The organism is Flavobacterium branchiarum (assembly GCF_030409845.1).
GTDB classification, from domain to species: domain Bacteria; phylum Bacteroidota; class Bacteroidia; order Flavobacteriales; family Flavobacteriaceae; genus Flavobacterium; species Flavobacterium branchiarum.
This window is the reverse complement of the sequence record NZ_JAUFQQ010000005.1, coordinates 1,343,931-1,362,559: the sequence shown is the minus strand read 5'-3', so window position 1 is coordinate 1,362,559 and position 18,629 is coordinate 1,343,931. Positions and strand designations below refer to the sequence as shown.

Here is an 18,629-nt window from a genome sequence, read left to right as displayed (position 1 = left end):
TTCGAAGCCATTTCCTGCTGTTCACTATATCTATTGCGGCGAACCCCGCCACAATAGGATGCCGTTACCATCAGGGCTAGAAAATAGCACCGATATTAATAGTAAGAATAAGAAAAGTATAATTTAAAGGTGTTTGGTGTAATTCGCAAAAATGATATTTAACACATAGAGACATAGTTCCGATAGCTATCGGAATAGAACTCATAATTATAAGGATATTCAAGAAAAATATTTTTTTTTCGCATAGCCTTATGTTATTTATTTTAAGTGAAACGTCTTTTTTGGACTTTGCTAAATCCTATGTTCCGATAGCTATCGGAACTATGTGTTGAAATAATTACACCCAACATGTATATTTTAGTGTTTTCAATAACATAATCGATTCATAATTAACAACTCATAAATCGCAATTAAAAAAGATGCCTCTACATCAAACCATACAATTTAATGCCACAACAAAAATATTAGTTTGGAAGATAACCGAATCTTTTGAAGAGTTGCTTGATAAAGTAGTCTTAAAAGAAAAAACACAACTGAGGTTAAACGGAATGAAATCTGAAATGCATCAGCGTGCTTTTTTAAGTGTCCGTATGCTGCTTCAGGAAATGGGATTTACGGATCATGATTTGCATTACGACGAATTCGGAAAGCCTTATTTAAGTTGCGACAATTATATTTCGATTACGCATTCGCATAATTTTGCAGCTATCATAATCAGCGCAGAAACGGTAGGAATCGACATGGAATTGCAACGTGAAAAAATCCTGAGAATTGCCGATAAGTTTGTCGATAAAGAATTCGAATATCTAAATCCAGATGCATTAGAAGAATACATAAAAAAACTCACTGTGATTTGGGGAGCGAAAGAAGCTATCTTTAAAATCCGAAACGAAAAAGGAATCAGTTTTAAAGATCATATTCGTGTAAATCAGTTCTCTTTAAATGAAAATAAAACCCAAGCCAGCCTGCATTTTGATGATTTAATAATTGACTTTAATGTCTATTACCAAGAAATTGAAAACTTTACTTTAGTTTATGCTTTTGAGGATTAGGTTTTAGTATTCAGTTTTCAGTCGCGGTAAAAGCAGTCGCAGTTTTCAGTCGCAGTGTGAAACTTGGAACAAAATTTTGCAGTCGAAGTTTTCAGTCGCAGTGTGAAACTTGCAATAAAATTTTACAGTCGAAGTTTTCAGTCGCAACTTTAAGAACTTTTAGCGAGTCTTAGCGATTTCTTTGTGAATCTTAGCGTAATAAATACCTAGCTTTTCGAGCGGTTTTCGAACATACTCAAAAAAAGAAACGTACTCATTTTTCGAGCTCTTCGTTTGAGAGTATCTACATGTTCTCCTTCAAAAAGTTCGTCTAGCGTTTCAAACCAAATATTTAGCCAAATCCCAAATTCATGCGATGAAATCTGATGGTTAAAATGATCGTCGACTTTATTATGCGCCTCGATGGGATTGCCGTTGTATATTTTGCCACCAAATACATTGGTTTCCCAAAAATCAGTTAGCTTCTCTAAATGTTCGTCCCAATCTTTAATCATATCATTAAAATAAAAGCCAATTTCATCATTGGCTCTTATTTTTGTATAGAAAGTGTTTACCAGAAGCGAAATGTCTTCTCTGTTTTCTATTTGTTTTTTCATAACTAAATGTTATTTATAATAATGAACAAGATACTAAAAAAGACGCTTGTTATAATTAGGTTGAAAACCGTTTTATGGCTCATTTGTGCCAAAATAGAAGTATTAGCAATAATATTGGTAAATACAATTATAGCAAGCTGAATCATTTGTGTTACCGATGTTCCATTGGCAAGAATAAACATTGCCGCGGCGGCACCAAGACAGCTTTGTCCAATTATTGCCATAGTTGCAGAACCGATGTAACTTTTGTTGAAATTTTCGAATGTTGAGTTATAAAGTGTCATGATGTATAATTTTAGTATAGCAAAGTTACATTCATCATGCAGCACGCATTTATGACTCAAATCATAAAGAAATAATTATCGATATACTTTTCGGTTTATGATTTTTAATTCGCCTTTTTTCTCCAGTGATTTTATAGCGCGTATTACCGTTTCGACCCGAAGTCCAGATAAATCTCCAATTTGTTGTCTGGTAAAATTGATAAGGTAGCCGTTGGAGTCTTTCTTAAAATTAAAATTAGCAATCGCATAATCTATCAGTCGCAACACACGATGTTCGGGTTCGTGAGTCGATATCTCAGCTGCCATAACCGATTTGTAATACAAACGTTGTGCTAAATTTTCGATTATCTTAATACTTATTGCTGGATTCTCATGGAGTAGTTTCATGAAGTTTTCTTTAGAAACACAAAGTATTTCGGCATCTTCTACAACCACCGCACTGGCAGGATATTTTTGATTTAAGAATAAAGGAGGTTCACCAAAAGATTGATTCTTGTAAAAGATTCCTTGAATGAATTCCCGACCGTCATCATTGTAATTATTCATTTTTACTTCGCCCGAAAGAATTTGATAATAATGCGTTGGCAATTTTCCTTCATTAAAAATAGAAGTTGCTTTAGTATAAGATTTTTGTATTGCACCATATTTTTCAAGCAATTCGGTAGAAATCATAGATTTGTTTCTTTGGTTAGTGAAAGCGAGTACACAAATATAATTGATTCAAAATAGTTCTCTTGCATTAAAAAACTTTTACTTTTACACTCGTTATAGAGCTGAAAAAATACCATTTAGAAGATTTAGCTTTTCAACTAAAAACTAATTTGCTATTCTGAATTTTTCCAAGGAGATCCACTGCAAATTTCAGGTTCAAACAACAGCGATTAAAAATAAATGAATTTGGGAATTATACTAAGTGAATAACTTTTAATAGAAAGTAGAATAAAAACAGACAGTTCTGTCAGAAATGATTCAATTTATGTATTAAAATCTACATATTCCTATTAATTGTTGGCGGCGGAATTGTAGCTTTGTCGCAAATTCAGAAAGCTATTGAAAATGACATTAGTTTTAGGAATCCTAAGCAAAGTATTATATAATGAAAACAAACAAACTCAATGATTGATTTTTTTCTTAATGCGTATAAAAATGTTCCACTTTGGCATATAGGACTTGAGTTTCTTGTCTTTGTGTTTGGAATATTAAGTGTTTGGTTTGCTAAAAAAGAAAATATTTTGGTATATCCTACAGGATTAATCGCTACGGTAATTTCGGTTTATTTGCTTTATATTGCCGGCTATTTGGGAGATATGATGATTAATGCGTATTTCTCGATTATGAGTATTTATGGCTGGTACAATTGGTCAAAAGGAACAGATCAAGAGGATAATTTACCTATTACACGTACCAATAATAAAGAAAAGATAATAGGTATTGCCCTATTTTGTATTACAGTCTTTGTAGTTTTCGGAATCTATAAGTTTTTTGATTACGACTTACATAAAGATAACTATGTCGATATTCTGGCTTCGGGCATATTTTTTACCGGAATGTGGTATATGGCAAAGAAAAAAATAGAAAATTGGACTCTTTGGATTATTGGCGACATTATTGTAGTGCCTTTATATGCTTATCGTGGGTTAGGAATGTTAGCATTCCAATATTTAATTTTTACAATTTTGGCTATTTCAGCTTATTTAGAATGGAAGAAAATCTTAGACAACAAGATACAAGAATATTAAAATTTGCTTTATTCGGTCCAGAGAGTACTGGTAAAACAACTTTGGCTAAGCAACTTGCTTCGTATTATGAAACAGAATGGGTGCCTGAGTTTGCACGTGATTATCTTCAGGAAAAATGGGAAGAAAACCAACACATTTGTGTAGAAGAAGATATGATGCCTATTGCTTATGGACAAACCAAATTAGAGAACGATAAATTAGTTTTAGCAAATAAATTTTTATTTTGCGATACTAATCTTATGGTGACCAAGGTATTCTCAGAGATGTATTATAATTACTGTAATCCGTTGTTAAACGAGGCTGCATTAGAACATGAATACGATTTATTTTTTCTAACGGATATCGATGTTCCTTGGGAGAAAGACGATATACGGGATAGTCCAAAAGAAAGAGAATCTGTTTTTTCTGTTTTTAAAGAAACATTAATAGCAACTAAAAAGCCATATATAACCCTTTCGGGGAATAAAAAATTTCGCTTAGCTAAAGCAGTAGAAATTATTAACAACTTGGTACTTGCTAAAGAATTAGGTTTTACTTCTGCCGATTTTGTGCAAATTTATGAGCATGGTATTCCTTTTGAAAAGATAAAGGAACAATTGCAGATTTTTAAAAATGGAATAAATAAAAGCAATCTAATAAGTCCAGCAACAGTTTCAAATGGAATTTTGAGCTTGTCAGAAGCTGACTTTGAAGCAAAAGCTTCTTTGTTTGATGCAAGTAAATCAAAGTTAAAATTAAAAAAGTTTGTTCCAGCATCGGGAGCTGCGAGTAGAATGTTTAAGTTTTTGAGTACTTTTTTAAATGATTTCAATATCGAAAAAGAAAGTATTAATGCCTACATCAACAGAAAGAAAGAAAGTCAATTGTCTCTTTTTATTATAGGCATGGATAAGTTTCCTTTTTTCGAAATTGTGGATAAAAAATTAAAAGAGGTATATCCTGACTTTGATTTTCTAAGCGTAGATCATAAAAATTATTATTTTATAAAAATGCTATTGGCTTCAGATTATTTTGACTTTGCAAATAAGCCAAAAGCAGTTTTACCATTTCATCAATATAAAACACATATTGCAAATCCTATAGAGGAGCATTTGCACGAATGTGCTCATTATGCAAGTTCAAATTCGGTATCGAATTTACATTTTACAGTTTCAGAAATACATCAGAGTCAATTTGAAAAATGTGTTAGTGCGGTTAAAGAAAGATTAGAGAAAGAGTCTGGAACAAAAATTAATATTAGTTATTCATACCAAAATAAAAGTACAGATTCAATTACGGTTGATTTAGAGAATAAACCAGTTAAAACAGAAGATGGAAAATTGATTTTTAGGCCAGGTGGACACGGTGCTTTGATTGAAAATTTAAATGATCTTGATGCAGATATTATTTTTATTAAGAATATAGATAATGTAATTCAGAATCATATAGTTGAAATTTCTTTATACAAAAAAGCATTAGCAGGAATATTAATAGAATTACAGGATAAGATTTTTGGTTATTTGCACGAAATCGAAAACAATACAATTACAGAGGATAGAGTTGCAGATGTCATACTGTTTTTAAAGGGAAATCTTAATTTAGAAATGAATTTTGGAAGTCTAACTTTTGAGAATAAAGTTGATAAAATAAAAGCAGTTTTAGATAGGCCAATTCGTGTATGTGGAATGGTTAAAAATGAAGGAGAACCAGGAGGAGGACCATTTTGGGTAAAGGATGAAAAAGGCCTAATATCACCCCAAATTGTTGAAACTTCGCAAGTAGATTTAACAGATAAAAATCAAACAGAAATTTTAGCTAATGCGACACATTTTAATCCAGTCGATTTAGTTTGTGGGACAAAAAATTATAAAAATGAAAAATTTGATTTAAAGCAATTTGTCAATAAAAACGCTGGTTTCATTGTAGAGAAAAGTATAGGTAAGGATATTGTAAAAGGATATGAATTACCAGGTTTATGGAACGGAGCAATGGCAAATTGGTTAACCGTTTTTGTTGCAGTACCAATAATCACTTTTAATCCTGTAAAAACGGTAAATGATTTATTAAAACCAGCACACCAGCCACAATAATGGAAATAGAAAAAATTGTTACCGAGTTAACTTACAAAGCCGTTCGTAGTAGTGGTGCGGGTGGACAAAATGTGAATAAAGTATCCTCAAAGGTGGTTTTGACTTTTGATTTAAGAAACTCACAAGCTTTATCAGATGAAGAAAAAATACTTTTGGAAACTAAGTTAGCAACAAGATTAACATTAGAAGCTATTTTAATTCTGACCTGTGATGAGGACAGAAGTCAGTTAAAAAACAAAAGTATTGTAACAAAACGATTTTTAGAATTGATTAAAAACGCTTTAATAATCCAGAAACCTCGAAAAGCGACAAAGATTCCTAAATCTGTAATTCGCAAGAGAATTAAGGATAAAAAGAATGTTTCAGATATTAAACAATCTCGTAAAAAACCAAATTTAGATTAATTTTTTTTCGATTTTAATTAATTTAAAAAATCTAATACAGAAAGAGTCTGAAAATGTAAAAATCTTTTCTACTTTTGTCACGTCTCAAAGGGGTGCTCTAAATAACGAGCTGAGATCATACCCAAAGAACCTGAGCGAGTAATGTTGCTAAGGGAAAAAACGACAAATTTTAGCGTGCACACTTTATTTTGTCGTAAGAAACACATTTATTAATTTAACAAAAAGAATAATTCCCCCTTTTATTCGTAATTTTTTTACGGATGAAAACTATTTTTCAAAAAAGTACTGAGGTACTATGTCACAAAGGTTCAAAGTTGAAAAACTATAAGCCATCTCTTTTTTTTCTATTCTCTTTCTTCTATTCTGTTTTTTCTTTTGCACAAGTACAAGACACAACCAAAGTCAATAAACTTGATGATGTTTTGGTTTCTGCAGTTCGTGTTACTACAAAAACGCCTGTTTCCTTCAGTAATATGGATAAAAAGGAAATCAAATTTAGAAATTTAGGTCAAGACATTCCTATTTTAATGAATTATTTACCTTCAGTAGTTACTACTTCCGATGCAGGAAACGGTATGGGATATACCGGTATTAGAGTGCGTGGTAGCGATGCAACAAGAGTAAATGTTACCATCAACGGGATTCCGTATAATGATTCTGAAAGCCAAGGTACATTTTGGGTTAATATGCCCGATTTTGCTTCTTCTGTAGAGAGTCTGCAATTACAGCGTGGTGTTGGAACTTCTACAAATGGTTCAGGAGCTTTTGGAGCCAGCTTAAATATGCTAACAGATAATTATGCTTCAAAAGGCAATGGAGAAATCTCAAATTCCTTCGGTAGTTTCAATTCTCATAAGCATAATGTAAAGTTTAGTACAGGTTTATTAAATGATCATTTTGAAATCGCAGGACGTTTGTCTGTAATAAAATCGGATGGTTATGTGGATAGAGCAAGCTCAGATCTAAAATCTTATTTCTTGCAAGGAACTTATGTAGGTAAAACGACTTTAATTAAAGCATTGGTATTTGGTGGAAATCAAAGAACATATCAATCTTGGAACGGAATTGATGCTGAAAAACTAAATACTGACCGAACTTATAACTCTGCAGGAAAGTATAAAGATGAAGCTGGAAATGTTCATTTTTATGATAATGAAACCGATAATTACAAGCAAGACCATTACCAGTTGCATTGGAGCGAATCTGTTTCTGATAAATGGAGTACAAACTTAGCATTCCATTATACTAAGGGATTGGGCTATTATGAGAATTATAAATACAACACGGCTGTTGAAGGTTATGGAGGAATTGAGCCTACTAAAATGGTTGAAAACGATAAAGGAGAATTAGTTCCAGGTACAGATTTAATTCGTCAGAAATGGTTAGATAATGACTTTTACGGAACCACTTTTTCTGTAAAATATAAAGACGATAAGTTAGATGTTATTTTGGGTGGAGGCTGGAATAAGTACGAAGGCGATCATTTCGGAAAAGTTATCTGGGCACGAAACATGGGAAAGGTAGAGTTAGGAGATCATTATTATGATGATTATTCGGCAAAGACCGATGGAAATGTTTTTGCGAAAGCGAATTATCAAGTTACAGAAAAATTAAGTTTTTACGGAGATTTACAATACAGACGAGTTACTTATAAAGCGAACAGTTATGATACGGGTGTAGTCGATGATACTTTTAATTTCTTTAACCCAAAAGCGGGTTTAAATTATGAACTAAATCAAAATAGCACTTTGTATTTTTCGTATGCAAGAGCTAATCGTGAGCCAAACAGAACCGATTACGAAGGAGGAAATGTCAAGCCTGAGAAATTAAATGATTTTGAATTAGGCTGGAGATTTAATTCAGAGAAATTTCAATTGAGCTCGAATGTTTATTATATGGGATATAAAGATCAATTAATTCTAACAGGAAGATTAGATGATGTTGGTGCGCCAATACGCTCTAATACGGATAAAAGTTACCGTTTAGGGTTAGAAGTTGATGCGACGATTAAATTGTCTGAAAAATTCTTAATTCGACCAAACTTTACATTAAGCAGTAATAAAAATGTTGATTTGGCTGTTGAAGGTCAAAATTACGGAACAACAGATATTGCCTATTCTCCGTCAGTAATCGTTGGAAATATTATAGTTTATAGTCCGATTAAGAGTTTGCATCTTTCCTTATTGCAGAAATTTGTTGGAGAACAATACATGAACAATATAGAGTTGCCAGAAGCTAAATTAGCGGATTATTTTGTAAATGATTTTAATGTCTCTTATGAGATAAAACCAAAATCTATTTTTAAATCAATTCTGATTACAGGATTGGTAAATAATATTCTGGACAAAAAATATGTTTCAAATGGAGCTATGTGGGATATTTATCCAGCGTATTATCCTCAAGCAGGAATTAACTTCTTAGCAGGATTGACTTTGAAATTTTAAAGAGAATTTTTAAGAAAAAAATAGTAAGCCTGAAAGTTTTAAACTTTCAGGCTTTTTTGGTTTTAATGGAATACAAATAATATATTTTCTTTGGGATTAATGCATTTTTCGTGAAGTACATTTAGTGTATGGTTATTGTTTGTTAATTTAGTAAGCATGCATTTGTTAATTAACGGTTAATTTAATATGTTTATACTTCTTATTGCGTTAATTGTTTATGATATTTATAATGGTTAACAAAACAGGACATGATTTTAAATCAATTTAATTATTTACCACTTTAACAGTGCTAATCTTCAGTGGGTTATTAATGAAAAATACAATTAATATAGAATCTGTGATGGATTCTTCTTTTCTTGTAGGTGATTATTGCATTGCAGTGTATCATGATATAAATATAGAATTTGTAAACGAGGGTTTTGAACATGATGCTTCTAGCGAAGCTTGGGCAGCTTATAAAGTGTGTATGGGACACTAAAATTTATTGGTATTAATAATCCGTTTGGGTTAAATATCTAAACGGATTAAAATTAAATTTAATGAAATATATATATATTGTTTTTGTCTTCTTTTCTTTTGCATTAACAGCTCAAAATCTAGCCAAAGTAAATTATATAGTTTTGCCAACTGATGGATCAATAGAAAAAAGAGAAGCTTTAAATGAACTGAGGATTTCGTTTAATGGCGTTGATGATGCTATGAAAAAATTAGAATATGAGTTGTTGGTAAGTAATAATAAATCCTATTTTCATTTAATCGCAAATCTTGATTTTAATGAAAGGGCTGCAAGATTAGCAAGGTCTTTCGCTGGTCGTAAGGAGTATTATAGAGATAATGATAAAAAAGAATTAATAGAGGTTATCGAATTTTCAGGAGAATTTTTCAATGTTTGGGGAGATATAAATAAAGAATGGGAATTAGTTAATGAAACAAAATTAATTAATGGTTATAAATGTTATAAAGCAATCACTGAAAGGAAGATTTGGTTGAAAAAAACAGATAATGTTGCAAAAGTAATTGCATGGTATTGTCCTACTATTCCAATGAATTTTGGACCAAAAGGATTTGGTGGATTACCAGGTTTAATATTAGAATTACAAGATAGTAAAATGATTTATTTAGCTTCAAGAATAGAGATTAGTGAAAAATTAAAAATTAAAATTAAAAAAATAGAAGGGAAAATAATTTCGAAGGATGACTTTTATAAAATAGTCGAGAAAACGAACGATTATAATATCAATATTTTACCAAAATAAGTATTTGTATATCAAATCAGAATCAGTTTTGTCATTTTTGTTTCGACAAAACAATTTACTGTTTAAACTATTGGCTTACCCGGTTTGGTATTAGAGCTATTTGATGTAGATAAAGGAACTACAACGATTATAAAAAGCATAGATATAAAGCAGCATCCAATTGAGATTAAATTTCCAAAAGGCAAAGTTATTACAGTTGATGAGTATATGAAAAATTCAACTTTTATACCGAGATAAAATAGTTCATAGAATCTAGAAAATCGGGTAGTATCTCTTATACGTCTTTATTGCCAGTATATAAGAAAACAATAAAGGATGAAGGAACTAGATTAATGTTAGAAGCAAAAATAGTTGCTAAAAATCAAGTTTGTATTTTGAGGTTAGTGTTAAATAATCCCTTTTGTTTAAATCCAAAAATCAATTTTTTATTACAGGTTTTCTAAATAATATTTTGGACACCAAATATGCTTCAAACAAAGCTATGTTGGATATTTATCTAGCGCCTTATCCTCAAGCAAGAATTGACTACTTAGTAGGATTGACTCTGAAAGTTTAAAGTTTTTTTATGAAATAAAAAAGATTTAAACTTTCAGACTTATTTGGTTTCAATTTCATATTAACAAGGTATTTTTTTAATATTTTTTACTTTTTTGTGAGTTATATCTGTTTTTTAGTAATTGTTAAATGTAATTACCTGTAATTTAACATGTTGAATGATGTGTCGATGAGTAAATGTTAATTTAATAAGCGCACACATGTTAATTAATTGTTAAATTAACAAAGATGTATTCTTTTTTGCGTTAATTATTTGCGATATTTATAATGGTTAACCGAAAAAACTTATAAATTTAAACCAATTTAATTATGAAGAAATTAGTATTTACCGCTCTGGCAGTGGTAGCGTTTAGTGGGGTTTCGATGGCAAATACAAATAATATAGAATCTGAGATGGATTCTTCTTTTCTTGTAGGTGATTATTGTATTGGAGTGTATCATGCAACATATATAGAATTTGCAAGCCAGGGTTTTGACTATGATGCTCCTGGCGAAGCTTGGGCAGCTTATAAAGAGTGTATGGGGCACTAAAATTTATTGATATTAATAATCCGTTTAGGTCATATATCTAAACGGATTAAAATTAAATTGTATGAAATATATATATATTGTTTTTATCTTCTTTTCTTTTGCACTAACAGCACAAAATCTAGCCAAAGTAAATTATATAGTTTTGCCAACTGATGGATCAATAGAAAATAGAGAAGCTTTAAAGAAACTGAGTGTTTCGTTTAATGGCGTTGATGATGCTATAAAAAAATTAGAATATGAGTTGTTGGTAAGTAATAATAATTCCTATTTTCATTTAATCGCAAATCTTGATTTTAATGAAAGGGCTGCAAGATTAGCAAGGTCTTTCGCTGGTCGTAAGGAGTATTATAGAGATAATGATAAAAAAGAATTAATAGAGGTTATCGAATTTTCAGGAGAATTTTTCAATGTTTGGGGAGATATAAATAAAGAATGGGAATTAGTTAATGAAACAAAATTAATTAATGGTTACAAATGTTATAAAGCAATCACTGAAAGGAAGATTTGGTTAAAAAAAACAGATAATGTTGCAAAAGTAATTGCATGGTATTGTCCTACTATTCCAATGAATTTTGGACCAAAAGGATTTGGTGGATTGCCAGGTTTAATATTAGAATTACAAGATGATAAAATGATTTATTTAGCTTCAAGAATAGAGATTAGTAAAAAATTAAAAATTAAAATTAATAAAATAGAAGGGAAAATAATTTCGCAGGATGACTTTTATAAAATAGTCGAGAAAACGAACGATAATAATATTAATAATTTAAGAAAATAAGGATTTGTATGTTAAATTAGAAACAATTTTGTGTTTTTTTTGTTTCGATAAAATAACTTTCTGTTTAAACTATTGGCTTACCCGGTTTGGTATTAGAGCTATTTGATGTAGATAAAGGAACTACAACGATTATAAAAAGCATAGATATAAAGCAGCATCCAATTGAGATTAAATTTCCAAAAGGCAAAGTTATTACAGTTGATGAGTATATGAAAAATTCAACTTTTATACCGAGATAAAATAGTTCATAGAATCTAGAAAATCGGGTAGTATCTCTTATACGCCTTTATTGCCAGTACATAAGAAAACAATAAAGGATGAAGGAACTAGATTAATGTTAGAAGCAAAAATAGTTGCTAAAAATCAAGTTTATATTTTGAGTTTAGTGTTAAATATTCCCCTTCTTTTAAATCCAAAAAATCAATTTTTTATTACAGGTTTATATCTAATATTCGGTTTGAAAATATGTTTCAAACGAAGATATGTTGGATATTTCTCCAGCGTCTTATCTTCAAGTAAGAATTAACTTTTTAGCAGAATTGACTTTGAGATTTTGAAAAGAATTTTAAGAAATAAAAAAAGGTTTAAACTTTCAGATTTATTTGATTTTAATCATACATTAATGAGATATTTTATTACATATCCTAGATGTTTTGTAAGTTATATTTGTTTTTTAACAATAATTAAGTATAATCACTTGTGAGTTAATATGTTAAACAATGTAATGATGGTCAAATGTTAATTTAGCAAGTATCGTAATGTTAATTAATTGTTAATTAAACGAAGCCATGTTTCTTTTTGTGTTAATTATTTATGATATTTATAATGGTTAACCAAAAAAAAGCATATAAATTTAAACCAATTTAATTATGAAGAAATTAGTATTTACCGCTCTGGCAGTGGTAGCGTTTTGTGGAGTTTCGATGGCAAATACCCTTGAGGTAGGTGTTGAAGTAAAAGGGGCAACAATCCTAGAAAATAAAATTAAAGTCTTTTATGGTGGGGATGAAGTTAGAGCTTGTGAACTTGCTGCAATCGATCTTTATGTAAAGAGTCTTAAAGTGCAAGACAAAGAAGAAGATATTAATCTTTTAAATGAGCTTATAGCAAAGTGTCATTAAACGAATAAATTAAAACACTATCAAAATAAATTTGGTAGTGTTTTTTAATGCATAACATTATTATTTATGAAAAACATATTTTATTTCTTACTACTATTTACAAATTTTCTATTTGCACAATCAGGCATCGTTGTTTATTCGATACAATTAGATACTATAGGAAATGAAGAAATGAAGTCAGGATTAACAGGCGAATGGTTAGATACATTTGAAAAAATGAAAGAGTATGCGACTAAGCAACAATTTGAATTGAGATTTAACAAGAATCAATCAAGTTTTAAAAATATTGAGGGTTTGAATTCTGATTCAAATTTTGATGGTAAAATAAATTCATTAGCAAAAGCACTCTATACTTCTGCTGACGATGTATACATTAATTTAAGCACTAACATTGAGTTGAGAAAAATGCGCGATGGAATTTTGGTTCGTGATAGTATTAATAAAAATTGGGAAATTTTAAACGAATCAAAAAAAATAGGCGATTATTTGTGTTACAAAGCAATTCTAAGTAGGCCCTTTATTAATAGAAGTGGGGAATCAAGAATTTCAAAAACGGAAGCTTGGTTTGCGCCCAGTTTGCCGTATTCTTTTGGTCCCAAAGAGTTTTGTGGTTTGCCTGGGCTTATTTTAGAACTGGTAGCTGATAAGTTAACCACTTTTATTGCAACTAAAATCACCATCGAGAAAGAATATTTGGATATTACTTTTCCAAAAGGAAAATCGGTAACAAAAAAAGAATACAAGGAGAAATTACAAAACAGTGCAGGTGCAATATTGTTGAGTAAAAAAAGGGATAGTGAAAAATAAATTTTATCTCTCTACGAAACAACCAAGAAAAAGCCAGCCTAAAATTTGCTATTGCTGATAGCAAAGAACGTTATCGGTTAGAGCTCGAAAAATACTATTATTTATGAAAAACATATTTTATTTCTTACTACTATTTACAAATTTTCTATTTGCACAATCAGGTATTGTTGTCTATTCGATACAATTAGACACTACAGGAAATGAAAAAATGAAGTCTAAATTAACAGACTATTGGGTTGAAACAGATCGAAAAATAAAAGAGTATGCAATAAAGCAACAATTTGAATTGAGATTTAACAAGAATCAATCAAGTTTTAAAAATATTGAGAGTTTGAATTCTGATTCAAATTTTGATGAATCAATAATTTCATTAGCTAAATCAATCTATACTTCTGCTGACGATGTATACATTAATTTAAGCACTAACATCGAGTTGCGAAAAATGCGCGATGGAATTTTGGTTCGTGATAGTATTAATAAAAATTGGGAAATTTTAAACGAATCAAAAAAAATAGGCGATTATTTGTGTTACAAAGCAATTCTAAGTAGACCCTTTATTAATGGAAGTGGGGAATCAAGAATTTCAAAAACGGAAGCTTGGTTTGCGCCCAGTTTGCCTTATTCTTTTGGCCCCAAAGAGTTTTGTGGATTGCCAGGACTTATTTTAGAACTGTTAGCAGATAGGGCAACCACTTTTATTGCAACTAAAATCACCATTGAAAAAGAATATTTGGATATTACTTTTCCAAAAGGGAAATCGGTAACAAAAAAAGAATACAAGGAGAAACTACAAAACAGTGAAGGTGTAATAAGATTGAGTAAAATGAGGGATAGTGAAAAATAAGTTTTATCTCTCTACGAAACAACCAAGAAAAAGCCAGCCTAAAATTTGCTTTTACAGATAATAAAAAGCTCTACAGATTAGAGCTCGAAAAATAATATTATTTATGAAAAACACATTTTATTTCTTACTACTATTTACAAATCTTTTATTTGCACAATCAGGTATCGTTGTCTATTCGATACAATTAAATATCATAGATGATGATAAAGCTAAGTCTGAATTAACAGGCGAATGGGCTGAATTATTTCAAAAATCAATAGAGTATGCAAGAAAGCAACAATTTGAATTAAGATTTAACAAAAATGAATCAAGTTTTAAAAATATTGAGAGTTTGAATTCTGATCCAAGTTTTGATGAAAAAACAAATACGTTAGCAAAATTATCCTATACTTCTGCTGACGATGTATATATTAATTTAAGCGCTAACATCGAGTTGAGAAAAATGCACGATGGAACTTTGGTTCATGATAGTATTAATAAAAATTGGGAAATTTTAAACGAATCAAAAAAAATAGGCAATTATTTGTGTTATAAAGCAATTCTAAGTACGCCTTATGTTAATAGATATGGGGAATCAAGAATTTCAAAAACGGAAGCTTGGTTTGCGCCTAGTTTGCCGTATTCTTTTGGCCCCAAAGAGTTTTGTGGATTGCCAGGGCTTATTTTAGAACTGGTAGCTGATAAGTTAACCACTTTTATTGCAACTAAAATCACCATCGAGAAAGAATATTTGGATATTATTTTTCCAAAAGGAAAATCGGTAACAAAAAAAGAATACAAGCAGAAATCACAAAACAGTGCAGGTGCAATAAGATTGAGTAAAAAAAGAGATAGTGAAAAATAAGTCTTATCTCTCTACGAAACAACCAAGAGAAAATGATTGCTATGATCTGGTTAAATAACAAAAAAATGAATAAACTCGTACTACTTTTATTTTTCTATTCTGTTTTTTCATTTTCCCAAACGAAAACATTTGAAGGCATAGTTTCTGACGAAACTAATAAGCCCCTAGAATCTTCTAATGTAATTGCAAAACCATTGCAAGAAAAAGCCAGCCTAAAATTTGCTATTGCAGATAATAAAGGGCGCTATAGATTAGAGCTCGAAAAAAATGTAAAATACGAAATCACAGTTTCTTATATTGGGTTCTTAGAAGAAGTCTTTATTTTAGAACCTGAATCTGAAAAAAAATCACATGATTTTAAATTAAAATTTTCGGGAGAAAATCTTAAGGAAATTGTGATTAAACATGATTTTAAGCCAATTATAGTAAAAAAAGACACTCTGATTTTTGACGTCAAAGCCTTTTCGAATGGTAATGAGCGCAAAATGAAAGAAATTCTAGAAAAACTTCCTGGTGTTGAGGTTGATAAAAAAGGTAACGTTACAGTTCAGGGAAAACCAGTAACTAAAATGTTGGTGGAGGGGAAATCATTCTTTGGTGGTGGCACTAAACTCGCGGTAGAGAACATTCCAGCGAATGCATTGGATAAAATTGAAGTAATTGACAATTTTAACGAAGTTGGATTTATGAAGCAAGTCTCAGACAGTGATGATTTGGCTATTAATGTAAAGCTAAAAGAAGATAAGAAAAAATTTGTTTTTGGAGATTTACAAGCTGGTGTCGAGGCAGGGGCAGGAGATAACGGTTTTTATTTAGCTCACGCTTCTTTGTTCTATTATGCTCCAAAAACAAATTTTAGTTTTATCGGTGATGCCAATAATGTTGGGAAAAGCACTTTTGCTTTTGATGATTTAATGCGTTTTGGTGGAGGTTTTAGTAGTTTTCTTTCAGGTCGAAAACAATTAACAAACTTATATTCTTTAGCTAAAGATAATACAGATGTAGTTCAAAGTAAATCACAATTTAGTGCTTTTAATTTTAGTCATGATTTTTCACCAAAACTTATCGTATCCGGGTTCGGAATACTTTCTAAAGTTTTTACAGTTTCAAGAATTGATAATAACATTGAATATTTGAATAGCAATAGTACCGTTGATTATGAAAATAAAATAAGGAATGCCGATAATACCACTGTATTAGGAATAGGGAATATAAAATTAGATTATTCTCCCACTAATAAAGAAAAATGGTATTATAACGGGCAATATCAGTCTAGTACTAACGATTTAAAAAGCGTTTTGAATTCTGTTACTAATTTAGGTTCCAGTGTTTTTGAAACAATCAATAAAGCAGATAACGCATCAGTTAAACAATATATCGAATGGCATAAAAGTCATAATGCACATCATACAACAACTTTTGTGGTCAATCAGGCTTATGATAAAATTACTCCAACAAATAACTGGTTTACAGATCAACCCTTCTTACAAGGGCTAATACCATTAATTAAAGATGAAAGTTATACGATTAATCAAGTAAAAAAATCTGAGGTAAATAGTATAGATGCTCTTTTTAAACATTATTGGATTATCAATAATTCCAATCATTTATATACTAATGTTGGTAATAATTTTGAGAAATCTAATTTCATAACATCCGAGAAACAAATTTTAACAAATGGTTCTATTAATGATTTTGCAACTGCGGGCTTTGGTAATGATATTAGCTACAAATTAAATGATGCTTATGTTGGCGTTGAATATAAGTTTAAGATAGGTAAATGGATAAATAAGCCAGGGCTTTATTTGCATTGGTACCATTTAATTACAAATCAAAATAGCGGTAGTAATACTGTTTCCAAAGCATTGTTTCAACCACAATGGAATAGTGATTACGAGTTTAATAAGTCTGAAACCTTAAGTTTTGTTTATAAGTTGGAAAATAAATTCCCTAGCGTAAATCAACTAGCAGATAGATATACTTTAGAATTTTACAATGCAGTATATAAAGGAAATGCATTGTTAGAAAATGAAAAATACCATTCGGCAAGTTTACGATACTCAAAAATAAATTCTTATAGAGGAATTATCTGGAACGGAATATTAAATTATTCTAAGAAAGTAAAAGTAATTAGAAACGAAGTTCAATTGGATGGTATAGACCAATTCAATACTCCGATTTTAACAGATAATCCAGAGACTAATGCTGGTTTTACGGGTTCTGTATCTAAAAAAATTTATCGATTTAATTTAAAATTTAATACAAGGCTGTCATTGTTTAAATATTCTCAGACTCTAAATGATGTTACCACAAACAATGAAAGAAATAGTCAGAATGTAGGGTTAGTTTTAAAAACAGTCTTTAGAAAATGGCCAGATTTGAGTATAGGTTATGAGAAAGGTTTTAGTGAGTTTTCAGGTTTGACAAAATCTAAATATCAAACAGATGTCCTAAAAACTGCATTCGAAATAACAATTTTGAAGTTTTGGACATATAAAATAGATTATGAGTATTTAAAAAATACAAATAATGTTAAACAATCTAATTTCTATGATATAGCAAATACATCACTTTTTTATCAAAAGAAAAATAACCCATTTGGTTTTGAACTATCAGTTAATAATTTGTTTGATGTAAAAAATAAAAACAGCTATTCCTTTTCGGATTATATGATCAGTGAGCAAAATACATATATTTTGCCTAGAGCTATTCTGTTTTCGGTAAACTATAAACTTTAAACCGTATTTCGTTAAAATGTAAAAAGCCTGAAAATTTTAAACTTTCAGGCTTTTTTGGTTTTAATTGTAGATGCGCAATACATTTCCGGCGGCGTCGACACGATATTGTTTCATAGGATACTCAAGATCGCCTAATCCTGTATATAGATTGTACTTGCTTTTATCGCAAGAGCAAACGGCCATTATACCATCAACAGTCATAGCTTTGCAACTTGCTAAGGCTTGATTGGGGCAGGCGGCATCAAAAGCATTATACGTTCCTTCGCCAGTTCTCATTATAATTATACCTTTTGCACCATAATTAGGAATGTAAACAGGACTGCTAGGAAATTTTAAGTTACTATACAAAGGTAAATTTGTATCTACAGTAAGATTCACCGAATAATTTGGAATATTTGGGTTCTTGGTTCTCTCACGGCTATTGCTGCAAGATACTAGTAAGATGATAAACAGGGGTAAAAGCCAGATTTTTTTCATTATTGTAAAAAGAATTAGTGAAACAAAAATAATTTAATTAGATTTGAAATCTATATGATTAACATATAATTATGTACTATTAAAAATAAT

18 protein-coding genes are annotated in these 18,629 nt (G+C 30.3%); 14 read left to right on the top strand and 4 right to left on the bottom strand.

Annotation, left to right across the window (positions count from 1 at the left end; translation table 11 throughout):
* Nucleotides 1–419: 419 nt before the first annotated feature.
* Entirely contained in the window at nucleotides 420–1,052 is a 633-nt protein-coding gene (locus tag QWY99_RS17825; RefSeq protein WP_290267072.1) for a 4'-phosphopantetheinyl transferase family protein, read from the top strand.
* Nucleotides 1,053–1,258: 206 nt separating this feature from the next.
* On the opposite strand, the gene QWY99_RS17820 is transcribed toward QWY99_RS17825, so the two are convergent.
* The 3 genes from QWY99_RS17820 to QWY99_RS17810 form a co-directional block, all read right to left on the bottom strand.
* Entirely contained in the window at nucleotides 1,259–1,648 is a 390-nt protein-coding gene (locus QWY99_RS17820; RefSeq protein ID WP_290267071.1) for a group III truncated hemoglobin, read from the bottom strand.
* Nucleotides 1,649–1,650: 2 nt separating this feature from the next.
* The gene (locus QWY99_RS17815) at nucleotides 1,651–1,932 is read right to left on the bottom strand and encodes a hypothetical protein (protein WP_290267070.1); all 282 of its coding nucleotides are present in this window, start codon (nucleotides 1,930–1,932) and stop codon (nucleotides 1,651–1,653) included.
* Nucleotides 1,933–2,007: 75 nt separating this feature from the next.
* Nucleotides 2,008–2,604, bottom strand: a complete 597-nt coding sequence (locus QWY99_RS17810) for a Crp/Fnr family transcriptional regulator (RefSeq protein ID WP_290267069.1) — start codon at nucleotides 2,602–2,604, stop codon at nucleotides 2,008–2,010.
* 443 nt (nucleotides 2,605–3,047) lie between these two features.
* Here QWY99_RS17810 and pnuC point away from each other — a divergent pair, with 443 nt between their 5' ends.
* From pnuC to QWY99_RS17745, 13 genes are all read left to right on the top strand, one after another.
* The gene (gene pnuC, locus QWY99_RS17805) at nucleotides 3,048–3,671 is read left to right on the top strand and encodes a nicotinamide riboside transporter PnuC (protein ID WP_290267068.1); all 624 of its coding nucleotides are present in this window, start codon (nucleotides 3,048–3,050) and stop codon (nucleotides 3,669–3,671) included.
* Nucleotides 3,632–5,740 carry a DUF4301 family protein gene (locus QWY99_RS17800; protein ID WP_290267067.1) on the top strand — a complete coding sequence of 703 codons (2,109 nt, stop codon included), beginning with the start codon at nucleotides 3,632–3,634 and terminating at the stop codon, nucleotides 5,738–5,740. Before pnuC ends, QWY99_RS17800 begins: the two co-directional genes overlap by 40 nt.
* Entirely contained in the window at nucleotides 5,740–6,144 is a 405-nt protein-coding gene (arfB, locus tag QWY99_RS17795) for an alternative ribosome rescue aminoacyl-tRNA hydrolase ArfB (protein ID WP_290267066.1), read from the top strand. Before QWY99_RS17800 ends, arfB begins: the two co-directional genes overlap by 1 nt.
* 260 nt (nucleotides 6,145–6,404) lie before the next feature.
* Nucleotides 6,405–8,588: a TonB-dependent receptor gene (locus QWY99_RS17790; RefSeq protein WP_290267065.1), complete on the top strand. Its 2,184-nt coding sequence runs from the start codon at nucleotides 6,405–6,407 to the stop codon at nucleotides 8,586–8,588.
* Between the two features lie 340 nt (nucleotides 8,589–8,928).
* Nucleotides 8,929–9,066 (top strand): hypothetical protein, encoded by a 138-nt coding sequence (locus QWY99_RS17785; RefSeq protein ID WP_290267064.1) that lies wholly within the window; start codon nucleotides 8,929–8,931, stop codon nucleotides 9,064–9,066.
* 61 nt (nucleotides 9,067–9,127) lie between these two features.
* Nucleotides 9,128–9,844, top strand: a complete 717-nt coding sequence (locus QWY99_RS17780) for a GLPGLI family protein (protein WP_290267063.1) — start codon at nucleotides 9,128–9,130, stop codon at nucleotides 9,842–9,844.
* A gap of 864 nt (nucleotides 9,845–10,708) precedes the next feature.
* Nucleotides 10,709–10,930: a hypothetical protein gene (locus QWY99_RS17775; protein WP_290267062.1), complete on the top strand. Its 222-nt coding sequence runs from the start codon at nucleotides 10,709–10,711 to the stop codon at nucleotides 10,928–10,930.
* A 61-nt stretch (nucleotides 10,931–10,991) separates the two neighbouring features.
* The gene (locus tag QWY99_RS17770; RefSeq protein WP_290267061.1) at nucleotides 10,992–11,708 is read left to right on the top strand and encodes a GLPGLI family protein; all 717 of its coding nucleotides are present in this window, start codon (nucleotides 10,992–10,994) and stop codon (nucleotides 11,706–11,708) included.
* An 869-nt stretch (nucleotides 11,709–12,577) separates the two neighbouring features.
* Nucleotides 12,578–12,829 carry a hypothetical protein gene (locus tag QWY99_RS17765; RefSeq protein WP_290267060.1) on the top strand — a complete coding sequence of 84 codons (252 nt, stop codon included), beginning with the start codon at nucleotides 12,578–12,580 and terminating at the stop codon, nucleotides 12,827–12,829.
* 66 nt (nucleotides 12,830–12,895) lie between these two features.
* Nucleotides 12,896–13,636, top strand: coding sequence for a GLPGLI family protein (locus QWY99_RS17760; RefSeq protein WP_290267059.1), 741 nt, complete (start codon nucleotides 12,896–12,898; stop codon nucleotides 13,634–13,636).
* 103 nt (nucleotides 13,637–13,739) lie between these two features.
* On the top strand, nucleotides 13,740–14,480 hold the full coding sequence (locus QWY99_RS17755; RefSeq protein ID WP_290267058.1) for a GLPGLI family protein: 741 nt from the start codon (nucleotides 13,740–13,742) through the stop codon (nucleotides 14,478–14,480).
* Nucleotides 14,481–14,583: 103 nt separating this feature from the next.
* Nucleotides 14,584–15,324: a GLPGLI family protein gene (locus QWY99_RS17750; protein WP_290267057.1), complete on the top strand. Its 741-nt coding sequence runs from the start codon at nucleotides 14,584–14,586 to the stop codon at nucleotides 15,322–15,324.
* Nucleotides 15,325–15,389: 65 nt separating this feature from the next.
* On the top strand, nucleotides 15,390–18,062 hold the full coding sequence (locus QWY99_RS17745) for a TonB-dependent receptor (protein ID WP_290267056.1): 2,673 nt from the start codon (nucleotides 15,390–15,392) through the stop codon (nucleotides 18,060–18,062).
* 60 nt (nucleotides 18,063–18,122) lie between these two features.
* Here the strand turns inward: QWY99_RS17745 and QWY99_RS17740 are convergent, their stop codons facing one another.
* On the bottom strand, nucleotides 18,123–18,539 hold the full coding sequence (locus QWY99_RS17740) for a Rieske (2Fe-2S) protein (RefSeq protein ID WP_290267055.1): 417 nt from the start codon (nucleotides 18,537–18,539) through the stop codon (nucleotides 18,123–18,125).
* Between the last annotated feature and the right edge of the window lie 90 nt (nucleotides 18,540–18,629).

Excerpts from the sequence above, each read along its gene's own strand:
- QWY99_RS17825 (WP_290267072.1), top strand. The coding sequence starts at position 420 with ATGCCTCTACATCAAACCATACAATTTAATGCCACAACAAAAATATTA.
- QWY99_RS17820 (WP_290267071.1), bottom strand. The coding sequence starts at position 1,648 with ATGAAAAAACAAATAGAAAACAGAGAAGACATTTCGCTTCTGGTAAAC.
- QWY99_RS17815 (WP_290267070.1), bottom strand. The coding sequence starts at position 1,932 with ATGACACTTTATAACTCAACATTCGAAAATTTCAACAAAAGTTACATC.
- QWY99_RS17810 (WP_290267069.1), bottom strand. The coding sequence starts at position 2,604 with ATGATTTCTACCGAATTGCTTGAAAAATATGGTGCAATACAAAAATCT.
- pnuC (WP_290267068.1), top strand. The coding sequence starts at position 3,048 with ATGATTGATTTTTTTCTTAATGCGTATAAAAATGTTCCACTTTGGCAT.
- QWY99_RS17800 (WP_290267067.1), top strand. The coding sequence starts at position 3,632 with ATGGAAGAAAATCTTAGACAACAAGATACAAGAATATTAAAATTTGCT.
- arfB (WP_290267066.1), top strand. The coding sequence starts at position 5,740 with ATGGAAATAGAAAAAATTGTTACCGAGTTAACTTACAAAGCCGTTCGT.
- QWY99_RS17790 (WP_290267065.1), top strand. The coding sequence starts at position 6,405 with ATGAAAACTATTTTTCAAAAAAGTACTGAGGTACTATGTCACAAAGGT.
- QWY99_RS17785 (WP_290267064.1), top strand. The coding sequence starts at position 8,929 with ATGGATTCTTCTTTTCTTGTAGGTGATTATTGCATTGCAGTGTATCAT.
- QWY99_RS17780 (WP_290267063.1), top strand. The coding sequence starts at position 9,128 with ATGAAATATATATATATTGTTTTTGTCTTCTTTTCTTTTGCATTAACA.
- QWY99_RS17775 (WP_290267062.1), top strand. The coding sequence starts at position 10,709 with ATGAAGAAATTAGTATTTACCGCTCTGGCAGTGGTAGCGTTTAGTGGG.
- QWY99_RS17770 (WP_290267061.1), top strand. The coding sequence starts at position 10,992 with ATGAAATATATATATATTGTTTTTATCTTCTTTTCTTTTGCACTAACA.
- QWY99_RS17765 (WP_290267060.1), top strand. The coding sequence starts at position 12,578 with ATGAAGAAATTAGTATTTACCGCTCTGGCAGTGGTAGCGTTTTGTGGA.
- QWY99_RS17760 (WP_290267059.1), top strand. The coding sequence starts at position 12,896 with ATGAAAAACATATTTTATTTCTTACTACTATTTACAAATTTTCTATTT.
- QWY99_RS17755 (WP_290267058.1), top strand. The coding sequence starts at position 13,740 with ATGAAAAACATATTTTATTTCTTACTACTATTTACAAATTTTCTATTT.
- QWY99_RS17750 (WP_290267057.1), top strand. The coding sequence starts at position 14,584 with ATGAAAAACACATTTTATTTCTTACTACTATTTACAAATCTTTTATTT.
- QWY99_RS17745 (WP_290267056.1), top strand. The coding sequence starts at position 15,390 with ATGAATAAACTCGTACTACTTTTATTTTTCTATTCTGTTTTTTCATTT.
- QWY99_RS17740 (WP_290267055.1), bottom strand. The coding sequence starts at position 18,539 with ATGAAAAAAATCTGGCTTTTACCCCTGTTTATCATCTTACTAGTATCT.